Origin of the sequence: Caulobacter sp. RHG1, assembly GCF_013181195.1 — a bacterium.
Classification (GTDB): Bacteria; Pseudomonadota; Alphaproteobacteria; order Caulobacterales; family Caulobacteraceae; genus Caulobacter.
The window spans coordinates 243599-261118 of the sequence record NZ_SMZP01000010.1 but is presented as its reverse complement, the minus strand read 5'-3'; the positions used below and the strand labels follow the sequence as shown (position 1 = coordinate 261118).

The window sequence follows — 17520 nt, the reverse complement described above, 5'->3', positions numbered from 1 at the left end:
AAACACCCTGACGCGGGGTGGAGCAGCCCGGTAGCTCGTCAGGCTCATAACCTGAAGGTCACAGGTTCAAATCCTGTCCCCGCACCCAAGGGTCTACGTACAAAAGCCACCCTCGGGTGGCTTTTGCCGTTTCAGCATACCCGTTTAGGACTTCGTCCTCACCAGAACGCCTTGGCCTCCAGCAGGTCGTCCAGCGCCTGGCGGGCGTCGGTGAGCAGGGCGTCGTCGCGATCGTCCAGCGCCACCCGGGCGACGTCCTGGGCCATCCGGGCATCGCCATGGGCTACCGTCTGGATCAATTGTTCTCGGACGTGACGGTCGTTCAGCGTTCCCAACACATCCTGCACGGCCTTCACGGCGGCGATGAAGTGCTCGACCCGTTTCGGGTGCTCCGGAAACAGCGGGCTGAGATCCTCGACAGCGTAGCGCAGGGTCTTGCCCTTGAGGCGCAGGCGATGACGGCCGTGGGCGTCGAGGTCGTCGAAGGCCTTGGCGCGGGTCTTCACCTGCTTGCGCCGATGGCTCAGTTCTTCGGCGGCGAAGGCGTCAGCGCGACCATCGCGCAGCTTGGCCAGGGCCGGATCGATGGTCCAGGCGCCGGCTTCCAGCCAGGCGGCGGCTTCCAACAGCACGCTGCGAGCGCGGGGGCTCTCCAGCGCCGCTTCCATGCGCAGATAGGCGTTGGCGCGGGCCGCCTGCAGCGCGCGCTCGAAGTCGTCGCGGCCGGCGAAGGCTGCGCCTTTGCCAGCCTGGCTCCAGACCTCGCCCTCGAAGACGTCGAGATCGCGCGCCGCGTCGAACTCGCCGGCCAGCCAGTGCAGTTCCTCGTCCAAAGTCTTCGCCGCAGTGTCGCTGGCCAGGGCTTTGAAGGTCTTCAGCAACGAGCGCAGCCGGCGCACGGCGACCCGGGCCTGGTGGACGCCCTCCGGCTCGGGCCGCTCACGCACGGCCTCCAGGGCAGCGCACAGATGGATCAGTCCTGCCTGGCCCAGGGCTTGAAGCGCCTCGCCAACGGTGGCCTTGGCGCTGAGCGGCGCGGCCTGCCGATGCGGCGCCCCGCCCTCATCGCCGACGGCGAGGCCATAGCCGCGCTCGGCCTTGCTGACCAGCGACAGGCGCAGGGGCGAGCGGCGGGCCAACTGGCGGGCCAGGTCGAACAGGGCCGCCGGTTGGCCGCCCTTCAATTCCAGTTCCAGCTCGCAGACCGCGGCCCGACGGCCGTCGGCCAGCAGCTCGCCGCGGTCGAGGGCGGCCTCGATCGTCGCCTCGCCCACCTGGACCAGGCGAATGATGCGCTCGACCCGGGTGGTGAAGACCGGCGCCAGGTCCTGGCCGTCCAGCACCGCCGCGGCGGGAGTCCGCGCCAGGGCGTCGCGATCGGGACCAGGGCCGACCACCGTCGTCTCCCATTCGCCCCGAGCGAAGACGCCGCCGGCCGAGGCCGATTTCAGGGTCTGTTTGCGACCGCCCTCGCCGTCGCGCACCCGCAGGCCGAAGCCGGCCTTGCGCAGAGCGTGGTCGGGGGTGTCGAAATAGGTGGCGTCAAGCTGGCGGGCGACCCCTTCGCCGTGGAGCTGGGCCAGCACCAAGGCCGCCGCTTCAGGCGGAATCAGGAATTTCAGCTCGATCTCGCGATCCATGACCTGGCCAAATCCTGCGATACGCTGTCGTTGGGTCAGCGTTGTGCCGCCTCGTTGATGTCTTGCCAAGCGTGATGCGCCAGTCCTAGAACCGCCGCCATGAGCAAGATCAACGCCGCTGAGCCCCGCTACGACTGGACCTTGACGCAGGTGGAGGCCCTGTTCGACCTGCCCTTCATGGAGCTGGTCTATCAGGCGGCGAACGTCCACCGCGCCCATTTCGATCCCTCCGAAGTCCAGCTGTCGCAGCTGCTGTCGGTCAAGACGGGCGGCTGCGCCGAGAACTGCGGCTACTGCAGCCAGAGCGCCCACTTCAAGACCGGCCTCAAGGCCGAGAAGCTGATGGACGCCGACGTCGTCATCGCCAAGGCCAAGGCCGCTCGCGACGGCGGCGCCCAGCGCTTCTGCATGGGCGCGGCCTGGCGCGAGCTGAAGGACCGCGACCTGCCCAAGCTGGCGACCATGATCGGCGGCGTGAAGGCCCTGGGCCTGGAGACCTGCGCCACCCTGGGCATGCTGACCGCCGAACAGGCCCAGCAGCTGAAGGACGCCGGCCTGGACTACTACAATCACAACCTCGACACCGGCCCGGAGTACTATGGTCAGGTGGTGACGACCCGCACCTATCAGGAGCGCCTCGACACCCTGGCCTATGTCCGCGACGCGGGCATGAGCACCTGCTGCGGCGGCATCGTCGGCATGGGCGAGACGCGCCGCGACCGCGCCGGCCTGCTGTGGCAGCTGGCCACCCTGCCGTCGCACCCCGACAGCCTGCCGATCAACGGCCTCGTCCCCGTCAGCGGCACGCCGCTGGGCGACAAGGTGCTCTCCGAAGGCAAGGCGATCGACTCGATCGAGTTCGTCCGCACCATCGCCGTGGCCCGCATCGTCTGCCCGAAATCGATGGTCCGCCTGTCGGCTGGCCGCGAGGGCATGAGCCGCGACCTGCAGGCCCTGTGCTTCCTGGCCGGCGCCAACTCGATCTTCGTCGGCGGCAAGCTGCTGACCACGCCGCTGCCGGACATGGACGAGGACAGCAAGCTGTTCCAGGACCTGGACCTGAAGCCGATGGGCGGCAAGGTGCAGGTGGAAGCCAAAGCGGAAGACATGATCGCGGCTGAATAGGTCCTAAGGCCTGGCCTCCTTGCGGCGCGGGGGCTTGGATCTGGGCACGGCGTTTCGGCTTCACGCGGCATGACCGCTGAAGTTTGCTGGGGAGGCGACGGAGCGGCCGGGCGAACCCGGAGACCGTATGGATTTGTGTGTTTCGGCTCGCTTACCGCTCCGCCAGGCTGTTCTTGTCCGTGAGGAAGGGGGGCGTGGGCCTTATCGGCCCGGGACCCCAAGAGCCCCCGGACGGGCGCAGAGCAAGTCGATCGGCTACATCCGTCTCGACCCCGACGCTCCACGATAGGCGGCTTTGAACGTTCACCGCCCTGTCGCTCCGCTGTCGGCTTTGATCCCGAGCGATCCCGTCACCCATGCGCGCTCCTAAAGAGTAAGCCGCTCGACCTGACGACGTCGCCGGGAGCCGTCAGCGGCCCCGCTCAACCTATCCACCGTCGCCGCTTTGGGCCGGATCCAAGCGCCCTCCCCTTGCGACGGGGACCAGGTGATTATGGGGCGGCGGTGAACGCGGATCATTCAGCGACGCGTAAAATCGACAAGCGTTTGAATTCGTTTGCTCCGACACCACGAATACCGAGTGTTCGGGCGCCGGGCCGCCCGTTCTTTCGATCCGGACGACCCCTACGGCCTTCAGTTTCGGAAACCCTCGCGCGCCTTGGCCAGAACCACTGCGCCCGTGGCGATCAGGAGCGCCAGAAGGCTCCAGGGCAGGGCTCCCGGACCCAGGTCGCGCAAGACCAGCCCTCCGGCGATCCCGCCGCCGGCGATCGCCAGGTTCCAGATCGTGACGACCATGGACTGGGCGACATCGGCGGCTTCACCCGCGACCCGCGCCGAGGCCGTCTGGAAGAGCGTGGCCGCGCCGCCGAACGCCACGCCCCAGGCGATGACGGCGGCGATGACGAGGCCGGGCCTTTCGCCGAACAGGCCCAGGACCAGGGCGGCGATCGCAAACAGGGCGATGCTGGCCAGGGTCAGGGTTCGGAGCCTCCGATCGATATGGGCCCCGACCCAGCCGATCCCCACCAGCGCTGCCACGCCAAACACCAGCAGTACGGCATCGGTGCGGGCGCCCAGGCCGGCTCGTTCCAGGAAGGGCGCGATGTAGGTGTAGAGCGCATTGTGGGCCAGGACGAAGCCCAGCGTCGTCGCCAGCACGACCTTGAGGCCCGGCAGGGCGAGAACCTCTGGCAGGGATCTGCGCGCTGTCCGCCTCTCGCCGGGAAAGTCGGGAACCTTCCAACCGATCCAGCCAACCAGCAACAGGCTCAGGCCGCTCAGGATCAGGAACACCGCGCGCCAGCCGATCACGCCGCCCAGCAGCGTCCCGGCGGGAATGCCGATCGACAGGGCCAGGGGCGTGCCGACCATGGCCACGGCGATGGCGCGCCCGCGAAGCGGCTCGACGACCATGCGGCTGGCGTAGCCGGCCAGCAGCGCCCAGACCAGGCCGGCGAACACCCCTGCGAAGAAGCGCGCGACCAGGGTCAGGGCATAGCTGTGCGAGAGGGCCGTAATCGCGTTGACGACCAGGAACCCGCCCACGGCCAGCATCAAGAGGGGCCGCCGTCGCCAGCCGCGCGTCGCCGCCGTGAGCGGGATGGCCGCCAGCAGCGAGCCCAACGCATAGACCGTCACCAACTGCCCGATCATCGGCTCGGACACCTGAAGGTCGGCGCTCATCCTGGGCAGAAGTCCGGCCGGGAGCGCCTCGGTCAGGATGGTCAGGAACCCGGCGATGGCCAGGGCCGAGAGGCCGGCCAGCGGCAGGCGATCTTGCGGATGCGATGGCGTCGCCGGGGCCATGATCAGCGGGCCGCCGACGGCAGGATCAGGTCGGTGACGCGATAGGTGTGGAACTCACTGGTCGAGACCTCGTCCAGGCGGCGGAATTTCTCGACGAAGACCGGGTCGGAGAAAAATTCGCCGACATTGTCCGGGGCGGCGATCGCCTCGATGTTCACGACAGTCTGGCCATCGGTGCTCTTGGCCAGGTTGCTCCACAAGAACCCCGGCTTGCCCGACGCCAGGCGCACGACATCCTGGATGATGTCGAAGGCCTCGTCCTGACGGCCCGGATGGGCGTGGATGACATTGACGATGAAGACGGTGGGGGCGGGGCCGGCCGAGAAGGCGGCGACGGGTTGGGTAGTCATCGTGGCGATCCGATAGGGACGCGGCCGGAACTGGCCGCGGGCAGACACATGGCCCGGCGCTTGCTGACGAAAAACACGCTACACATCCGCTCAGTCGGGACATTTCTGTCCGCAATGGATCAAGCCGGATGGAAAGCCTGGGCGCGCTCAGTGTCTTCGTGCAGGTCACCGAGACCCGCAGCTTTGCGCTCGCCGCTAGCCGGCTGGGCATTTCGCCTTCGGCCGTGGGCAAGGCCATCGCGCGCCTGGAAGCGCAGCTGGGCGCGCGGCTGTTTCATCGCAGCACGCGCAGCATCGCCCTGACCGCCGAGGGCGGCCTGCTGCTGGATCGGGCGCGCCGCATCCTGGCCGAGGTCGAGGCCCTGACCGGCGAGCTCTCGGCCTCGCACGCCGCGCCGCGCGGCCTGCTGCGCGTGAGCTTTCCGCTGGTGGGCATGCTGCTGATGCCGACCCTGTCGGCGTTCATGCGCGCCTATCCGGATGTCGAGCTGGACCTGGATTTCACCGATCGCGTCGTGGACGTGATCGAGGAGGGCTTCGACGCCGTAGTCCGCACGGGCGACGTCTCCGATTCGCGGCTGATGACCCGCGTCCTGGGCGCGTTCGAGCACCGGGTCGTGGGAACGCGCGACTATTTCGATCGGATGGGCTGGCCGCAGACGCCTGAGGATCTCCAGGGGCATGCCTGCCTGCAGCACCGCTATCCCTCGACCGGCAAGCTGGAGCGGTGGCCGCTGTATCGCGACGCCGTCTTCGTCGGTCATGACCTGCCCGCCGCCGTCACCGCCAGCACGCTGGAGCCGCTGATCTATCTGGCCGAGCAGGGTCAGGGGGTGACGTGCGTGCCGTTGTTCTCGGTGCGGTCACAGCTCAAGACCGGCGCCCTGGTCCCCGTGCTGGAGCCCTTCCTCAGAAGCATGGGGACCTTCCGGGTGGTCTGGCCCACCAATCGCCAACTGGCGCCCAAGGTCCGCGCGTTCGTGGACTTCCTGGCGGCGGAACTGGTCGTTTCCGGAGGCTAGCGCGAGAGCGCGGCCTTAACGCTCTTCGTCGAACCGATTCGCCACCAGCTCGCACAGCGCCTCGACGGCGTCCTGGGCCTCAGGGCCCTCGGCGGCGATGTCGATGGTCGAGCCGATTCCGGCGGCCAGCATCATCAGGCCCATGATCGAGCGGGCGTCGACGGACGAGCCTTCACGGCTGACGGTGACCTCGGCGTCGAAACCCGACGCCATCTTCACGAACTTGGCCGAGGCCCGCGCGTGCAGTCCGCGCTCGTTGACGATCTCGACCGTTCTTGAAGCCATGCCCTACTTTTCCCCCGCGAGCACATAAGAGGCCACGGAGATGTACTTGCGTCCAGCCTCTTGGGCGTGAGCGACGCAGGCTTGCAGCGGCTCGCGCTGTCGCACGCTGGCCAGCTTGATCAGCATGGGCAGGTTCAGGCCGGCGATGACCTCGGCCTTGGTCTGCTCCATGACCGAGATGGCCAGGTTGCTGGGCGTGCCGCCGAACATGTCGGTCAGCAGGATGACGCCGTCCTGGTCTTCGTCGACCGCGGCGCAAGCCTTCAAGATGTCGGAACGGCGGCGTTCCATGTCGTCTTCCGGCCCGATGCAGATCGCCTTAACGGCGCTCTGCGGCCCGACTACATGCTCCATGGCGGAGACGAATTCTTCCGCCAAACGCCCGTGCGTCACGATCACGAGCCCGATCATGCCTGATGTCTCAAACGGGATCCCCTATCCCACAACGGCCGGGAGAGCGCCGCGCGGGCGGTCTTGATACGCTCGTTAGGGTGCGACTCCAAGAGACTGCATCATGGCGCCGATTTTCAAGGGGGCGGCGGGTTCTCGCGGCCACAGGTCGAAAACGGGAACGGAAACGCCCGTTATCACGGTGAAACGCGGGTCAGGCAGCCGCTCAACGGCTTCTGGCGTCTCGACGCAGCGAATGACCAGGGCGATTTCGCACAGCGGCAGGGCGGTCTGGCGAACGACGCCCAGGCCGCGAATCTCCATCAGGCCGGCCAGGGTCTCGTGCGGCTTGCCATAGAGCTTGCCGCTGGACGGGAAGGTCAGGACGCGGTCGTCGGCGACCAGGCGAAAGCCAGCGTCCAGGGCGCGCAGGGCCAGGTCGCTCTTGCCGATCCCCGATGGGCCTTCGATCAGGGCGCCGCGCCAGACGCCGTTCAGGCGGCGGGCGATCAGACCGCCGTGCCGGATCTCGCTCACGCCCGCGCGTCCGGCAGGTCGACAACGAAGCGGGCGCCGATGACCGCGCCGGCGGCGTCCTGGCGGTTTTCGGCGTGGATGACCCCGCCATGGGCTTCGACGATCTGGCGGGCGATCGACAGGCCCAGGCCCGAATTGCTGCCGAACGCGCGGCCCTTGGGGCGCGAGGTGTAGAAGCGCTCGAAGATCGTCTCGAGATTGTCGGGCGGCATGCCTGGGCCGTCATCCTCGACCACGGTGATCAGGCGGTCGCGCTGGCGGGTCAGTCGGATGCGGACCTCGCCGTCGGCGGGGCTGAATGAGCGGGCGTTGTCCACCAGGTTGCGGAACACCTGGCCGATCGGGGTCTCGCGGGCCAGGATGGTGTGGGCGTGGGCCGGGTCGGCGATGTCGATCGCGACGCGGACGCTGCCGGGGGCTTCGCCAGGACGCAGCTGGGCCTCGTACAGGCTGACGATCTCGGTGAGCAGGCGCTGCAGATCCAGGATCTTGGGATGCTCGCGCGACAGCTCTGCGTCCAGGCGCGAGGCGTTGGAGATGTCGGTGACCAGGCGGTCCAGGCGGTTGACGTCGTTCTGCAGGATAGCCAGCAGCCGGGCGCGGGCGGCCGGGTCGGTGACCAGGTCCAGGGTCTCGATGGCCGAGCGGATCGAGGTCAGGGGGTTCTTGATCTCGTGGGCGACATCGGCGGCGAAGCGCTCGATGGCGTCCATGCGCTCGGACAGCGAATGGGTCATGTCGGCCAGGGACCGCGACAGGTCGCCCAGCTCGTCGCTGCGCCGCTCCAGGTCGGGCAGGGAGATGGCGCGGGCCCCTTGCAGGCGGACATGGTCGGCGGCGCGGGCCAGACGCAGCACGGGCACGGCGACCAGGCGGTGCAGCAGCACGCTGGACAGCACGATGGCGATCATGGCCACGATGATGAACGGCAGCAGGGCCTTGCGCTCGGCCGAGATGATCTCGTCGACGTCGCCGGCCTCAAGGGTCAGCACGCCTAGCACAGCGCGGACATGCTGGATCGGGATCGAGACGGAGACCACCTTCTCGCCGTCCTCGGCGATGCGGGTGCCGGCGACGGGACGTCCCTGCATGGCGCGGGCGATCTCGTCGGCCAGGGCCTTCTGGGCGCGTTCGGCCTGGGCCTGCTCGCGGGGAGTCTTCTGGGTGCCGTCGTCCTTCTGCCCGGGCTTGCGGGCCGGCGGCAGCACCTTCCAGTCGACGCGGTCGGCGACCACGAACGAGTCGGCCAACACCTTGCCCTGGGCGTCGAACAGCCGGGCGCGCTGCGAGCGCGGAATGAACAGCACCTGCAGGATGGCGCTGGCGGTGTAGGGGTCCAGCGTCGGCTCGGGCTCGCCCACCGTCGCCGACTGGTCGATGACGTTGGCGATCAGCTCGCCCTGGGTCGTCAGGCTGTCGATGCGTGCGTTGACGAGGCCGCTGCGCAGCTCGTTCAGCACCAGGGCCCCGACCACCAGGATCAGCAGCGCCAGCACGTTCAGCGTGATGATCAGCCGTCCCAGCCGCGACCCGCGCGGCCAGGTGAAGCGTCGCCTGCGCCCCTGGGCGCTTTGGGGCGCGGGCTCAGGCTTCGCGGTAACGGTAGCCAACGCCGTACAGGGTCTCGATGGAGTCGAACTCGGAATCGACCTGACGGAACTTCTTGCGCATGCGCTTGATGTGGCTGTCGATCGTGCGGTCGTCGACATAGACCTGATCGTCGTAGGCGGCGTCCATCAGGTTGTCGCGGCTCTTCACGAAGCCGGGGCGTTGAGCGAGGGCCTGCAGCAGCAGGAATTCTGTGACGGTCAGGCGGACGGGACGGCCGTCCCACAGGCTGTCGTGGCGGGCCGGGTCGAGCGTGAGCTTGCCGCGCTTCATGACCTTGGAGCCCGCGGCTCCCGCGGGGTCAGCGGCGCCCAGCTCGTCCTCGGGACGGGCGCGGCGCAGCACGGCCTTGACCCGTTCCAGCAGCAGGCGCTGGCTGAACGGCTTGTGCATGTAGTCGTCGGCGCCGAGGTTGAAGCCGAGGATCTCGTCGATCTCGTCGTCCTTGGACGTCAGCATGATCACCGGGATCTCGGACGTCTGGCGCAGGCGGCGCAGCACTTCCATGCCGTCCATGCGCGGCATCTTCACGTCCAGGATCACCAGGTCCGGCGGGCTGGCTTCCACGCCTTCGAGGCCGGCGACCCCGTCGTAATAGGCCTTCACCGCGTGGCCGTGGCTTTCCAGGGCCAGCGAGACCGAGGCGACGATGTTCTCGTCGTCGTCAATGAGCGTGATGGCGGCCATCTATGCCTTCTTGTCCTTCGCCTCTTGTAGACCGCCGATCCTATCGATCTGCGGCAACAGCTTCAACGCGTGGCGCGGCAAAGCTTTCCCTTCCGCTTGTCTTTGGCCTTTGCGGCCCCAGCAAGGCGTGATTGCGGCTCATCGGCCCAAGCTCTGCTTCCTCAACCTCACCTTAAGGGATGAGAACCCATAGTCGGGACGATCGGGAGCGCGCGTCGCATGAGCCAAGTCCACTACGAGTTGTTCGTGCGCCGGAAAGTCGGGGCGCAATGGACGCTCGAGATCGCGACCGAGAACCGCGCTCAGGCCCTGCAGACGGCCGAGGACGTGCTGGAGCAGAAGCGCGCCGTCGCCGTCCGGATCAGCAAGGAAACCCTGGATCCGTCGACCGGCGAATACAAGTCGATCGCCATCTTCACCAAAGGCATGGTCGACGGCGGCAAGCCCAAGAAGGAGGTCGAGGACCGCGATCCGCTGTGCGTGCAGCCCGCCGACCTCTACACCGCCCACGCCCGCGACCGCATCGGCCGCCTGCTGGAGGGCTGGCTGGCCCGTCACAAGGCCACCCCGTTCGAGCTGCTGCACCGTCCCGACCTGGTCGAGAAGCTGGAAGCCTCCGGCACCGACCTGCAGCACGCCCTGCAGAAGATCGCCATTCCGGAAGCCGAGGCGCGCGGCCAGACCGTGCACGAGGTCATCCGCCACTTCCAGGGCCTGGTCGAGCGCGCCATCGGCAATCTCAGCAAGGCCTTCAAGAAGGGGACCCTGCCGGACCTCGATAAGGAAGGCTTCGCGAAGGCCGCCGAGCGCCTGGTCGCCGATCCCGACCGCGCCTTCCTGCTGGGGGCCGGCGTCGCCGCCTCGATCGCGCCCGGCAAGAACTGGTCCGAGAAAATCGCCCGCTTGCTGGACCTGGCCGACGCCGCCCCGACCGAGCCGCGCGCCCGCGCCGCCGCCATGGCCGCCATCGAACAGCCCCTGGCCGAGATCATCGGTTCACGCGCCGGCATGGCCGACCTGCTGGACACCACTGGCGAGGATCTGGGCGTTACCCTGGCGGCCATGACCCGACTGACCGGCGGCTCGGCCGTCGAGGCCCTGATCCGCATCGAGGCCAGCGTCCGCAACTGCATGCCCGAGCTGTCGGGCACCGCCCGCCGCCTGTCGCAATGGCTGAGCGGCGACGACTTCCCCAGCGTGCGCAAGGCGATCGCCGAGCGTGTGGTGACCGAGCTGAACGGCGTGCGTCGCCTCAAGCCCACCGACGCCGAGGCCGAGATCGAGTTCCTGCGCGCCCTGGCCATGAGCCTGACGGCCGCCGCCGGCCGCATCCTGCAGGCCGAGGACATCCAGGCCGCCTTCACCACCCGGTCCAAGACCCTGCTGAACGGCGACTTCATCGACTCGCTGCTGGGCCGCGACCGTTCGGCCTATGACGAGATCAAGATCTTGATCCGCCTGGCGGAAAACGTCATGGGCGCGGTCAACAAGCGCAACGCCGCCCGCTGGCTGAACGCCAATATCAGCGCCATGCGCTTCGAGAAGGAAACCCGCCAGGGTCCGGAATCGCCGGTCGCCAAGCTGAGCAACCTGGCTGGCCTGCAGCGCCAGCTGACCCGCTCGGGCCTGGTGCGCGAAGATTACGAGCCGCTCTGCGGCAAGCTGGGCGATGTCGGCGCTCTGGTCGAGGCCGATACGCGCCTGCTGACCATGCTGGTCCGCGCGCCGGCGCCGCTGCCGCACCGCCTGCAGTTGCTGGCCAAGCTGGCGATGGGCGAGGCCGGGCCGACCGGACCGGTTGCGGACAAGGCTCGTGTCGAGGCCCTGAAACTGGCCCGCGACCCCAGCGCCCGCGAGGAGCTGAAAGGCTCGCCCCAGACCATGGACCTGCTCAAGGCCCTGGTCAGCCAGGCGGCCTAGGCCATCAGCCACCGCGTCAGGTCGTGAGCTGACAGGTCTCGTGGCGCCAGGCGTGCGGCCTGGCCGGACCAGGCGTTGACGAAGTCGCGGTTTTCGCCGCCCTCCCGCAGCGGGACCAGGGCGCCGCCGGCGGTGGGGAAGGGCGGCATGGCTTGTCCCAGCGGTCCCCGTTCCAGCATCAGACGATTGGCGACGCCGCGCGCCGGCCGGCCCGTGAACAGGTCGGTCAGCATGGTGTTGTCGTCGCGGGCGTCCTGCAGCGCCGCGCGATGGGCGGCGGGGATCTGGGCTTCTGGCGTGAACAGATAGGCGGTGCCGACCTGGACGCCGGACGCGCCCAGCGCGACGGCGGCGGACACGCCGCGGGGGTCGGCGACGCCGCCGGCGGCGATCACCGGCACATTCACGGCGTCGACGATCTGAGGCAGCAGGGCGAAGAGCCCCGGCTGGGCGGCCATGTCGAGTCGGCTGTCCAGCTGTTCGCCATATCCCGGCAGGAAGGTCGCGCGATGGCCGCCGGCCTCGGCGCCCATGGCGATGATCGCGTCGACGCCATGGTCCTCCAGCCAGCACGCCTCGGCGACCGTCGTGGCTGACGACAGGATCTTGGCGCCGGCGGCGCGCACGCGGTCGACCAGCTTTTCGTCAGGCAGACCGAAGTGAAAGCTGACGACCTCGGGGCGCAGGTCTTCGACCACGGCGCAGAAGGCCTCGTCGAACGGCGCGCGGCCGGCGTTGGGCGGGGTCTCCGCCGGATCGAGACCCGCCTCGACATAGTAGGGGGCGAGCTGAGCGCGCCAGGCCAGGGCCGCAACCGGATCGGCGGCCGGGGTCTGGTGGCTGAAGAAGTTCAGGTTTACGGGCCGACCGGGCGCAGCGGCGCGAAACGCGGCCACGGCCTCGCGCGCCTGGTCGGGGGCGTACTGAGCACAGGGCAGGGAGCCCAGACCGCCAGCCAAGGCCGCGCCGATCGCCATCGCTGGCGTCGTCGCCCCCGCCATCGGCGCCTGGACGATCGGCAGCGCGATTCCCAGCAACTCGTTCAGGCGGCCATCGAAGCGAGCGGGCATGGGCGGGGTCTCCGGGTTGATGAGCGTCTAGTCGTCAAATGGTGGCGGTGAGGTTTCGGGGGAAGGAGCGGCTCCTCACCCGCAAGGCGAGGAAGGGGGCGCAAAGGCTCTTGCTTCTTCCCCGACGGCGCCCGGTAGGGTCGTTGAACCAGACCCAGGGGAGATCGCCATGGCCGTGTTCACCGTCCTCTATCCCGCCGCCGACGGCGCCAAGTTCGACGAAGCCTATTACACCGGGACCCATATCCCGCTGGTCAAGGAAGCGTTCGCGCCGACCGGCTTGCTGAACGTCCAAGTGCTGAAGGGGTTGGCCGGCGGCGGCGGTGCGCCGGCGCCCTATGTGATGATGGTCAACCTGACCTTCCGCGACGCGGCGGCGCTGCAGGCGTCGCTGGGCGGTCCGCGCGCGGCCGAGGTGATGGGCGACGTCGCCAACTTCACCGACATCCAGCCGGTGGCCCAGATCAGCGCCGAGGCTTAGTCCAGAGCCTTGTAGAACAGCACGCGCGCGGCGCCGTAGTCGCGGGTGTCGATCAGCTCGAAGCCGTCCAGCGCCGGGTCGGTCTCGCCGCGGCCGCGTTCGAACATCAGGATCGCGCCGGAGTTCAGCCAGCCGCCGGCTTTCAGCTCGGCCACGGCCTTTTCGCCCAGACCCTTGGCATAGGGCGGGTCGAGGAAGGCGATGTCGAACGGCGCGCCGGCGCTGGCCGGGATGGGGCCAAGGTCGGTGGCGTCGCGGCGGTGCACGCGGGTGACGCCGAACAGGTGCATGGCGTCGATGTTTTCGCGGATGGCGCCGCGGGCGGCGTCATCGGTCTCGACGAACAGGCAATAGGCCGCGCCGCGCGACAGGGCCTCCAGGCCCAGGGCCCCCGAGCCGGCGAACAGGTCGACGACCCGCGCGCCGTGCAGTTCCGGCGCCCAGGCCGCGTGCTCCAGGATGTTGAACACCGCCTGCCGTGCGCGGTCCGATGTAGGGCGGGTCACCCCGCCGGGCGGGGTGGCGATGGCCTTGCCGCGATACTGGCCCGAGACGATTCGCATCAGGCCGCCTTCGGCGTTGCTGTCTTGGGAGGTGGGGCGGCAGTCACGCGCTTGCTGATCCAGCCGAGGCCGACCAGCAGGGCGATCATCAGGAACCAGCCCCAGGGATGGACCAGGCTGTAGAGGCTCAAGCCGCACATCAATCCCGGCAGCAGGGTGACGCGCAGCCAGATGAACCAGGCCTCGGCGACCGGCATCGGTTCGGTCAGCTTGCCGACGAACGCCGCATAGCCCCAGACCACGCCCATGGCGACGCCGATCAGCGCCACCAGACCGACATAGATCGGCAGGGCCTGATTGCCGTCTTCCCACAGCAGTTCGGTGCCCAGCGGCAACAGGGCGATCAGGCCCAGCAGCAGGAAGTTGACGAGGTCGAGGCCGCTGTCGGCCTTGGCCAGGCGCGCGAACAGGCGCCGATGGCTGAACCAGCACACGCCGACGACCGCGAAGCTGACGGCGTAGGCCAGCAGCTTGCGGCCCATCTGGTTGAACAGGTCCGACGCGCCGTGCCAGTGGTGCGGCGGATGGATCTCGATGGCCAGCAAGGTGATCGCGATCGCGAACACGGCGTCCGAAAACAGCACCAGCCGGTGCAGGTGTCCTGGGCTGGAATCGCCCGTCTTTGCGTCGCTCATGATGGTCCCCTCACAACCTGTAACGGGATGTGTGCCGTCCTCCGCGCCCTGCGGCAAGCGTGCGCTTTACAAGTCCGCGCCCGCGGCCTCTTAGTCGCGCCACAGGGCACAGGCGAACGGACGGCGATCAGGCGATGCGCATGGGCGAGATCATGGAGTCGGCGAAGCGTTCGCGCTTCCTGGCCGATCTGTCGCCCTTCGATCGCGACCCGTGGCGGACGGCGGTCGCCCTGCCGGCCGGCCTGCTGGCGGCGGTGGTCGGGGCGGCGCTGGGCGGCGCCGTGGCGCTGGTGACGGCCCTCGTCGTGGTCAGCGGCCTGGACGGCGCGCCGACGACGGGCGACCTGTTCGCGATCTTTTCCGACCCCAATCTCGCCGAGCCGTCTGGCCGCCAATCGCTGTTCCTGCTGACCGTGCTGGCCGGGGTGAACCTGGGCGCGGCGGTCGGCTTCGTGTTCGCGGCCGGCGCGATCCATCACCGCAAGCTGTCGGGCTACATCAATGGCGGCCAGCCCTTTCGCTGGCGGCTTCTGGTCGGCGGCCTGGTGCTGGTGGCCATCGTGATGAGCGCGGTGGTCGGCGGCTCGGCCCTGAGCGGCCAGGATATCGAGCCGCCGGTCGGCCGCATCGCGCCCAACCTGGCGGGACAGGCGATCTATGCCAGCCTGGCGATCAGTCTGCTGATCCTGGCCTCGGCGGCCGAGGAGCTGCTGTTCCGAGGCTGGCTGCTGAAGCAGACCGCCGCCTATATCCGCAATCCGCTGGCGCTGATGGGCCTGAACGGCCTGCTGTTCGCGGCTATCCATCTGGACCCCAATCTCGACGCCTTCCTGGTGCGGATGGCGATGGGCGCGGGCCTGACCTGGATGGCGTTGCGTCTGGGCGGCATCGAGCTGGGCATTGGCGCCCATGCGGCCAACAACGCCATCATCGTCCTGCTGGTCCGGCCGATGACCGCCCAGCCCGACGCCCCGCACGAGTTCAAGGCGGGCCTGATCGCCAGCGCGCTGGTGCTGCTGGCCGGCTTCATCGGCGTGGCCGAGCTGTCGCTGCGCTGGCCGGCCCTGCGCCGCTGGACCGGCGCGCAGGCTGCGGCCGCTTAGCGCTTCGGACCGCGCGGAGCCGGACCCCGTCCACCGGCGCCGCCGGTCGGGCGCGGACCGGGGCGAGCGCCGCTGGGCTTGCCGGGTTTTTCCGCCATGCGGCGTGCGGCGCCGTCTGCCGGCTTCGCGCCTGGGCGAGCCCCCTTGGCGGGCGCGGCCGGCTTGCCGCGGGCGGCGGGTTTTCCGATGTCGATGAACTTGCTCTCGATCGACTTGGCCGCGCGCTTGGGCTTGGACGGGGTAGCGCCCTTGCTGGCGCCCTTGGCCGGCGCGTGGGGCGAGACCTTCTTCTTCGGCTTGGCCCAGCCGGCCTTGTAGACCGGCTTCTCGGACTTTTCGGGGACGTCGATCACGCCCGTCCGGTCGGCGCGGGGGGCGCCGCGGCGCTGCAGATCGCCGCCGCCTTCGGTGCCGGGCGCGCGGGTCGCATTGGCGATGCCGCCGAACTTGGGGCGATCGCCGGTCGGCATGTTCTCTTCGGAGACGATGCCTTCCATCAGTTCACGGATCACACGCGGGCCGACCTCCTCGATCTGGCCGGCTTCCAGCGGGCCCAGCGCGAACGGGCCGTAGGACATCCGGATCAGGCGGTTGACCTTCAGGCCCAGCGCTTCCAGCACGCGGCGGACTTCACGGTTCTTGCCTTCCGACAGGCTGACCGTGATCCAGATGTTCTTGCCGCCGCCGGCCTTCTCGTGGGCCTTGTCGATCTTGGCCTCGATCGAACCGTACTTGACGCCCTCGACGGTGATGCCGTCCTTCAGCGTGTCCAGCTTGGCCTGTGTGGTGTCGCCGAAGGCGCGGGCGCGATAGCGGCGGACCCAGGCGTTGCTGGGGGTCTCCAGCGCCCGCGACAGCTCGCCGTCGTTGGTCAGCAGCAGCAGGCCTTCGGAGTTCAAGTCCAGGCGGCCGACCGAGATCAGGCGCGGCAGGTCCTTGGGCAGCGAGCCGAACACGGTCGGCCGGCCCTTGGGGTCGTTGTGGGTGGTCATCAGCCCGGTGGGCTTGTGATAGCGGAAGATCCGGGTCGGCTCACGCTCTGCCACCAGCTGGCCGTCGACGGTGAGGAAGTCGCCGGGCGCGACCTTGACCGCCGGGGTGGTCAGCACCTTGCCGTTGATCGCCACGCGGCCGGCCTCGATCAGTCGCTCGACCTCGCGCCGCGAGGCCACGCCGGCTCGAGCCAGGGCCTTGGCGACCCGCTCGCCGGGACCGCCGTCCAGCTCGCCGTCTTGACCCTCGAGTTCAGGCTCGTACAGGGGATCGTGTGGCTTGGTCATTTCGGCGTCCTTCTCGGGCTGGGCGCATCTCTCGATGGGCGTTCAACTGCTAATGCACACTGATCCGGCTGACGATCAAGACGAAGCGATGATGCGCTTGGCGCTGGACGCCGCCCGGGCGGCCGCCGATGCCGGCGAGACTCCGGTTGGCGCGGTGATCCTGGATCCCCGGACCGGCGAGGTTATCGCTGCGGCCGGCAACGGTCCGATCGCCGCCCACGACCCCACCGCCCACGCCGAGATCGCGGTCATGCGCCTGGCCGCCGCCAAGCTGGAGAACTATCGGCTGACGGACCTGACCCTGGTGGTGACGTTGGAGCCCTGCGCCATGTGCGCCGGCGCGATCAGCCACGCGCGGATTGGCCGGGTGGTGTTCGGGGCCGAGGATCCCAAGGGCGGGGCGGTGGTGCATGGCCCGCGGTTCTTCGCCCAGCCCACCTGCCACTGGCGGCCGGAGGTCACCGGCGGCGTGCTGGCCGACGAGAGCGCCGAATTGCTGCGAGGGTTCTTCCGAGCGCGGCGCAAGAAGCCTAGCTGATCAGGGCCGAGCCCAGCAGGACCTTCGAGCCGGGCTTGCCCAGCACCTGGTCGGCGGCCTTCTGCAGCTCGCGCGAGACGTGGTCGATGTCTGGGGCCGCGCCGCCGCGCAAGCCCGCGCAATAGACCATCAGCGTCTGGGCGAAGGCGGCCCGCAGGCGCGGCGTCGAGGCCTGGGCGCGCTTCATCAGCGTGGCGTCCTTGACCTCCAGGCCCGTCTCCACGGTCATCACGCCCCGGCGACCGTCGCGGCGCAGGACCACGGCGTTGATCGGGTCCAGCTGGAAATACGTGACCGCCTTGTCCTCCTTCTTCTCCGCGCTGGCGAGCGCAGGCGTCGCGCCCAGAGCGGCGACAAGAAGGAGCGGCAGGAGGAGAGCGCGGCGTTGCATGCCCTCTTGCTACCGCAGCGTGGTTGACGTCCTCTTTACATCTGCAAGCGCACACAGAGGCGTTAATCGAGATTCGACGCCGCTTA

Annotated in this window: 19 protein-coding genes and 1 tRNA gene; 7 read left to right on the top strand and 13 right to left on the bottom strand. The window is 69.0% G+C overall.

All coding sequences use genetic code 11. From position 1 onward, the window contains the following. The first annotated feature begins 11 nt into the window (after positions 1–11). Positions 12–88: transfer RNA gene (locus E1H18_RS24865), tRNA-Met, on the top strand. A 70-nt stretch (positions 89–158) separates the two neighbouring features. On the opposite strand, the gene E1H18_RS24860 is transcribed toward E1H18_RS24865, so the two are convergent. Continuing rightward, positions 159–1640: an inorganic triphosphatase gene (locus E1H18_RS24860; protein WP_172274456.1), complete on the bottom strand. Its 1482-nt coding sequence runs from the start codon at positions 1638–1640 to the stop codon at positions 159–161. Between the two features lie 99 nt (positions 1641–1739). Between E1H18_RS24860 and bioB the strand changes: the two genes are divergently transcribed. Continuing rightward, the gene (bioB, locus tag E1H18_RS24855) at positions 1740–2765 is read left to right on the top strand and encodes a biotin synthase BioB (RefSeq protein ID WP_172274453.1); all 1026 of its coding nucleotides are present in this window, start codon (positions 1740–1742) and stop codon (positions 2763–2765) included. Between the two features lie 633 nt (positions 2766–3398). Here bioB and E1H18_RS24850 read toward each other — a convergent pair. Together E1H18_RS24850 and E1H18_RS24845 are read right to left on the bottom strand one after the other, a co-directional pair. Then, complete coding sequence (locus E1H18_RS24850) at positions 3399–4574, bottom strand: MFS transporter (protein ID WP_172274450.1); 1176 nt, start codon at positions 4572–4574, stop codon at positions 3399–3401. Positions 4575–4576: 2 nt separating this feature from the next. Then, positions 4577–4924 carry an antibiotic biosynthesis monooxygenase gene (locus tag E1H18_RS24845; protein WP_172274447.1) on the bottom strand — a complete coding sequence of 116 codons (348 nt, stop codon included), beginning with the start codon at positions 4922–4924 and terminating at the stop codon, positions 4577–4579. A 128-nt stretch (positions 4925–5052) separates the two neighbouring features. Between E1H18_RS24845 and E1H18_RS24840 the strand changes: the two genes are divergently transcribed. Next, a complete protein-coding gene (locus E1H18_RS24840) occupies positions 5053–5946 on the top strand; it encodes a LysR family transcriptional regulator (RefSeq protein WP_172274444.1) in 894 nt (297 codons plus the stop codon). Positions 5947–5961: 15 nt separating this feature from the next. On the opposite strand, the gene E1H18_RS24835 is transcribed toward E1H18_RS24840, so the two are convergent. The 5 genes from E1H18_RS24835 to E1H18_RS24815 form a co-directional block, all read right to left on the bottom strand. Further along, positions 5962–6231, bottom strand: a complete 270-nt coding sequence (locus E1H18_RS24835; protein WP_172274441.1) for an HPr family phosphocarrier protein — start codon at positions 6229–6231, stop codon at positions 5962–5964. A gap of 3 nt (positions 6232–6234) precedes the next feature. Next, entirely contained in the window at positions 6235–6642 is a 408-nt protein-coding gene (locus E1H18_RS24830; RefSeq protein WP_172274438.1) for a PTS sugar transporter subunit IIA, read from the bottom strand. Positions 6643–6717: 75 nt separating this feature from the next. Further along, positions 6718–7149 (bottom strand): HPr kinase/phosphorylase, encoded by a 432-nt coding sequence (locus E1H18_RS24825; RefSeq protein ID WP_172274496.1) that lies wholly within the window; start codon positions 7147–7149, stop codon positions 6718–6720. Positions 7150–7154: 5 nt separating this feature from the next. Further along, positions 7155–8768, bottom strand: a complete 1614-nt coding sequence (locus E1H18_RS24820) for an ATP-binding protein (protein ID WP_172274435.1) — start codon at positions 8766–8768, stop codon at positions 7155–7157. Continuing rightward, positions 8743–9453, bottom strand: coding sequence for a response regulator transcription factor (locus E1H18_RS24815; protein ID WP_172274432.1), 711 nt, complete (start codon positions 9451–9453; stop codon positions 8743–8745). Before E1H18_RS24815 ends, E1H18_RS24820 begins: the two co-directional genes overlap by 26 nt. A gap of 219 nt (positions 9454–9672) precedes the next feature. Between E1H18_RS24815 and E1H18_RS24810 the strand changes: the two genes are divergently transcribed. Beyond that, positions 9673–11373, top strand: coding sequence for a hypothetical protein (locus tag E1H18_RS24810; protein ID WP_172274429.1), 1701 nt, complete (start codon positions 9673–9675; stop codon positions 11371–11373). Here the strand turns inward: E1H18_RS24810 and E1H18_RS24805 are convergent. Beyond that, a complete protein-coding gene (locus E1H18_RS24805) occupies positions 11370–12443 on the bottom strand; it encodes a nitronate monooxygenase family protein (RefSeq protein ID WP_172274426.1) in 1074 nt (357 codons plus the stop codon). The two genes, E1H18_RS24810 and E1H18_RS24805, sit on opposite strands and share 4 nt — an antisense overlap. A 169-nt stretch (positions 12444–12612) precedes the next feature. Here E1H18_RS24805 and E1H18_RS24800 point away from each other — a divergent pair, with 169 nt between their 5' ends. Further along, complete coding sequence (locus E1H18_RS24800) at positions 12613–12924, top strand: EthD family reductase (RefSeq protein WP_172274423.1); 312 nt, start codon at positions 12613–12615, stop codon at positions 12922–12924. On the opposite strand, the gene rsmD is transcribed toward E1H18_RS24800, so the two are convergent. Both rsmD and E1H18_RS24790 read right to left on the bottom strand, forming a co-directional pair. After that, positions 12921–13487 (bottom strand): 16S rRNA (guanine(966)-N(2))-methyltransferase RsmD, encoded by a 567-nt coding sequence (rsmD, locus tag E1H18_RS24795; RefSeq protein WP_172274420.1) that lies wholly within the window; start codon positions 13485–13487, stop codon positions 12921–12923. The two genes, E1H18_RS24800 and rsmD, sit on opposite strands and share 4 nt — an antisense overlap. Continuing rightward, entirely contained in the window at positions 13487–14122 is a 636-nt protein-coding gene (locus E1H18_RS24790; RefSeq protein WP_172274417.1) for a TMEM175 family protein, read from the bottom strand. Before E1H18_RS24790 ends, rsmD begins: the two co-directional genes overlap by 1 nt. A gap of 140 nt (positions 14123–14262) precedes the next feature. Here E1H18_RS24790 and E1H18_RS24785 point away from each other — a divergent pair, with 140 nt between their 5' ends. Beyond that, on the top strand, positions 14263–15225 hold the full coding sequence (locus E1H18_RS24785; RefSeq protein WP_241736186.1) for a CPBP family intramembrane glutamic endopeptidase: 963 nt from the start codon (positions 14263–14265) through the stop codon (positions 15223–15225). Here E1H18_RS24785 and E1H18_RS24780 read toward each other — a convergent pair. Next, positions 15222–16505: a pseudouridine synthase gene (locus E1H18_RS24780; RefSeq protein ID WP_172274411.1), complete on the bottom strand. Its 1284-nt coding sequence runs from the start codon at positions 16503–16505 to the stop codon at positions 15222–15224. The two genes, E1H18_RS24785 and E1H18_RS24780, sit on opposite strands and share 4 nt — an antisense overlap. A 52-nt stretch (positions 16506–16557) precedes the next feature. Here E1H18_RS24780 and tadA point away from each other — a divergent pair, with 52 nt between their 5' ends. Further along, positions 16558–17043 (top strand): tRNA adenosine(34) deaminase TadA, encoded by a 486-nt coding sequence (gene tadA, locus E1H18_RS24775; RefSeq protein WP_172274408.1) that lies wholly within the window; start codon positions 16558–16560, stop codon positions 17041–17043. Here tadA and E1H18_RS24770 read toward each other — a convergent pair. Further along, positions 17036–17434 carry a hypothetical protein gene (locus tag E1H18_RS24770; RefSeq protein ID WP_172274405.1) on the bottom strand — a complete coding sequence of 133 codons (399 nt, stop codon included), beginning with the start codon at positions 17432–17434 and terminating at the stop codon, positions 17036–17038. The two genes, tadA and E1H18_RS24770, sit on opposite strands and share 8 nt — an antisense overlap. Positions 17435–17520 lie beyond the last annotated feature (86 nt).